3 protein-coding genes are annotated in these 3,961 nt (G+C 53.7%); all 3 read left to right on the top strand.

What is annotated here, in order from left to right; all coding sequences use genetic code 11:
* Nucleotides 1-239: 239 nt before the first annotated feature.
* Nucleotides 240-1,292, top strand: coding sequence for a tRNA preQ1(34) S-adenosylmethionine ribosyltransferase-isomerase QueA (gene queA, locus ACYZYZ_RS08110; protein WP_461483903.1), 1,053 nt, complete (start codon nucleotides 240-242; stop codon nucleotides 1,290-1,292).
* Between the two features lie 14 nt (nucleotides 1,293-1,306).
* Nucleotides 1,307-2,416 carry a tRNA guanosine(34) transglycosylase Tgt gene (tgt, locus tag ACYZYZ_RS08105; RefSeq protein ID WP_461483904.1) on the top strand — a complete coding sequence of 370 codons (1,110 nt, stop codon included), beginning with the start codon at nucleotides 1,307-1,309 and terminating at the stop codon, nucleotides 2,414-2,416.
* Between the two features lie 124 nt (nucleotides 2,417-2,540).
* The coding region (locus tag ACYZYZ_RS08100) for a SecDF P1 head subdomain-containing protein (RefSeq protein ID WP_461483902.1) at nucleotides 2,541-3,961 on the top strand (1,421 nt) is incomplete at its 3' end.

Genomic DNA, 3,961 nt, shown 5'->3' with positions numbered 1-3,961 from the left:
CGCAAATCCTTTCACAGGTACACTACAGAAAAGCTTAATTTTCACTTGGGATACAAAATCGCTTGAGAATTTTGAATCCCCTGTGTCTACCAATTTCACCACTCTGGCACAGGGGCGCGATTATAGCAGCGGCCCTTGCAGAATCAATAGATGTACCCTTTTGGAAGCATGGGTTTGCTGGCCCTGTCAGGTGATTTCCTTTACCCTTGCGGCCTTTCACCGCACCACGATCAGAAATTATGCGCCGCGACCATTTTCACTACCATTTGCCCGATGAGCTGATAGCGCGGCAGCCTGCAGCGCAACGTCGCGGCAGCCGCTTGTTGGTGCTGGACGGGGAAAGTGGTGAGATCTCGCATCGACAGTTCCCTGACCTCGCAGAACTGGTCAGGCCTGGTGACTTGATGGTGTTTAACAACACCCGGGTGATTCCGGCGCGTCTCTATGGCCATAAAGCCAGTGGTGGCAAAGTTGAAATGCTGGTGGAGCGCCTGGTGGATGAACGCAGTGTGCTGGCACATCTGCGTGCCAGCAAGTCCCCGAAGCCAGGGACAACAATTCATTTCGAGGGTGATGTTGTTGCCGAAGTCACAGGTCGGGAAGGGGAGCTTTTCTGCCTGTATTTTCAGGGCGACCGGTCAGCGCTGGATATCCTGGAAACCCATGGTCATATGCCATTGCCGCCTTACATTGATCGCGCAGATGGCAAACTGGATCGTGAACGCTACCAGACAGTTTATGCAGAAAAACCCGGTGCGGTAGCGGCGCCGACAGCGGGTTTGCACTTTGATGAAGACCTGCTTGCTCAGTTGCGAGTCCAGGGTGTGGAAATCGCCCATGTCACTTTGCATGTGGGGGCCGGCACATTTCAGCCGGTGAGGGTGGATAATATCCTCGACCACCAGATGCACGCGGAAGTCATTGATGTGTCTGAAGAGGTCTGTCGGCAGGTGGTGGAAACCCAAGCCCGGGGTGGTCGGGTGATTGCAGTGGGCACTACCAGTGTGCGCTGCCTGGAAAGTGCTGCGGCAGCAGGGCAGATTGTGCCCATGAATAGCGAAACCGATATTTTCATTTACCCGGGATATCAATTCCGGGTCGTGGATGCGCTGATCACCAATTTTCACCTGCCAGAATCTACTTTGCTGATGTTGGTTAGTGCCTTTTCAGGGTTTTCCCGCATCATGAGGGCTTATAAAGAAGCCGTTGCTGAGCGTTATCGTTTTTTCAGTTATGGGGACGCCATGTTCCTGACGTGTAACCCTAATGCCAGAGAGGATATGCCGGAATGAGTCGTGATTGTTTCATGTCGTTTGAGCTGGATATCAGTGATGGCAAGGCACGACGTGGCCGGATGCAATTTCCCCGGGGTGTGTTGGAAACACCGGCTTTTATGCCAGTCGGTACCTGTGGCACGGTGAAAGGTATGCTACCCCGGGATATCGGGGAAATCGGTGCACAGATCATTCTCGGCAACACCTTTCACTTGATGCTGCGACCCGGTACTCAGGTGGTGATGGAGCACGGAGATCTGCATGACTTTATGCAGTGGCCTGGCCCTATTCTTACCGACTCCGGTGGTTTTCAGGTTTTCAGCCTCGGTGATATCCGCAAGATTTCCGAGGAAGGGGTTTCCTTTCGCTCACCTATCGACGGTAGCCCGGTGTTTCTCGATCCGGAGTCATCGATCCGCGTCCAACATGAACTTGGCGCCGATGTGGTGATGATTTTTGATGAGTGTACGCCCTATCCAGCGACGCTAGATCAGGCCAAGTCCTCTATGGAGCTATCTCTGCGCTGGGCAAAACGCAGTAAGGATGCCCATGGCGATAATCCCTCGGCGCTGTTCGGGATTGTTCAGGGTGGTATGTACGAAGCTCTACGTGAGGAGTCCCTTAACGGTCTGGAAGACATCGGTTTTGACGGCTATGCCATCGGTGGTTTGTCGGTAGGAGAGCCCAAGGAAGATATGATTCGTATCCTCGATCACCTTCCACCCAAAATGCCCGCCGACAAACCCCGCTACCTGATGGGGGTGGGTAAGCCCCAGGATATTCTCGAGGCAGTGCGTCGCGGCATTGATATGTTTGATTGCGTGATGCCCACCCGCAATGCCCGCAATGGTCATTTGTTCACCAGTGGCGGGGTGGTGAAAATTCGCAACGCGGTTCACCGCCATGATACGGCCCCGCTCGACGTCAACTGTGACTGCTATACCTGCCAGAACTTCAGCCGGGCCTACCTGCATCATCTGGAAAAGTGTGGAGAGATTCTCGGCGCACAACTCAACACCATTCATAACCTGCGTTATTACCAGAACCTGATGTCGGATATCCGCCGTGCAATTGAGGAAGAGCGCCTCGATGGGTTTGCCGAGCAGTTTTACCGGGAGCAGGGCCTCACCCCGGCAACTTGAGTTACGTTGCGTCGTCCCCATATACCATCGGGTAACTTTTATTTCTGACGGGTTCGGCAAGCCCGTTCAATTCAGCCTATAATGGCCCGCTTTATCAACCGGGACACAACACAAGAACCGTGATATGAACCGTTACCCAATTTGGAAATACCTGCTGATAGTCTTTGTGATTACGCTGGGGGTTGTTTATGCACTCCCCAATCTTTACGTCCCCGATCCTGCAGTGCAGATCTCCGGCCAGAGCAGTGGCACGGTAATCGATGCTCCTGTGCTCGAGCGTGTTGAAGCGGCGCTCAAACAGGAGGGTATCGAGTACTTCGGTGGTGAAGTGAGCGGTGAAAACGGTCTTATTCGCCTTCGGGATGGCGAGCAACAATTGCTGGCCAAGCGTGTTATCCAGCGTGCCTTGGGTTCCGATTACATTGTTGCGTTAAATCTTGCTGCCACCACGCCAGACTGGCTGTCCTCGCTGGGAGCCAGCCCCATGAAGCTTGGCCTCGATCTCAGTGGTGGTGTTCATTTCCTGCTGGAAGTGAATACAGACGAAGCAATCGGCAAACGAATGGATACGGCTGTCCGTGAGGTGCGGGCGGCTATGCGTGAAGAAAAGTTGCGCTATGCAAGTGTCAAGCTGGAAGATGGAGCAACCATTGTCAGTAAATTCGATACTGAGGCAGAGCGTGATCAGGGCAGTGAAATCCTGCGTAAAAACTTTCGGGATTTGGGCAGACAGTTGAGTGAGGAGGACGGCCTCTTTGTGATTCGCTCAAGCATGTCCGAAGCGGCCGTCAGGGAAATTGAGGATTATGCCCTCAACCAGAACCTGACCACATTGCGTAATCGGGTGAATGAGCTAGGCGTATCGGAACCCATTGTTCAGCGCCAGGGCCGCAATCGCGTCGTGGTGGAGCTGCCCGGTGTGCAGGATACGGCGGAAGCAAAACGGATCATTGGTAAAACAGCTAATCTGGAATTTCGACTGGAAGCAGAACCGGGAAAAATCACCAACCGGGAAAAATTTGAATTCCGCGATCCCAACGCACGGCCAAAGGATGCCTTCCTCGAACGTACGGTGGTCATTACTGGTGATCATGTTTCCAATGCCACATCCTCGTTTGATGAAAATGGTATGCCCCAGGTCAACATCAACCTGGACAGTGAGGGCGGTGCGCGCATGCACCGGGCCTCTCGCAAGAACATCGGCAAGCGTCTCGGGGTGTTGTTTATCGAGTACAAAACCCGGATGGACTACACCACCGATGAGAATGGTGAGCAGATTGCCATTCCGGAACGTTATGTCGAGAAGAAGATTATCAGTCTTGCCACCATTCGCAGTGCGCTGGGCGTGACTTTCCGCATTACCGGTCTTGATAACCCCCGTGAAGCTTCGGAATTGGCGCTGTTGCTCCGAGCGGGTGCACTGGCTGCGCCCATGTACTTTGTGGAGGAGCGCACCATCGGTCCGTCGCTGGGTGCCGAAAATATTGCCCTGGGTATCAAGTCGGTCACCATCGGTATGCTGGTGGTTCTCGGGTTTATGCTGGT

Origin of the sequence: Porticoccus sp., assembly GCA_023261185.1 — a bacterium.
GTDB lineage: Bacteria > Pseudomonadota > Gammaproteobacteria > Pseudomonadales > Porticoccaceae > Porticoccus > Porticoccus litoralis.
Note: the sequence above shows the minus strand (reverse complement) of the source record. Positions and strands in the feature narration are given on the sequence as shown.

Coding starts and splice junctions, on each gene's coding strand:
- queA (WP_461483903.1), top strand. CDS start 240: ATGCGCCGCGACCATTTTCACTACCATTTGCCCGATGAGCTGATAGCG.
- tgt (WP_461483904.1), top strand. CDS start 1,307: ATGTCGTTTGAGCTGGATATCAGTGATGGCAAGGCACGACGTGGCCGG.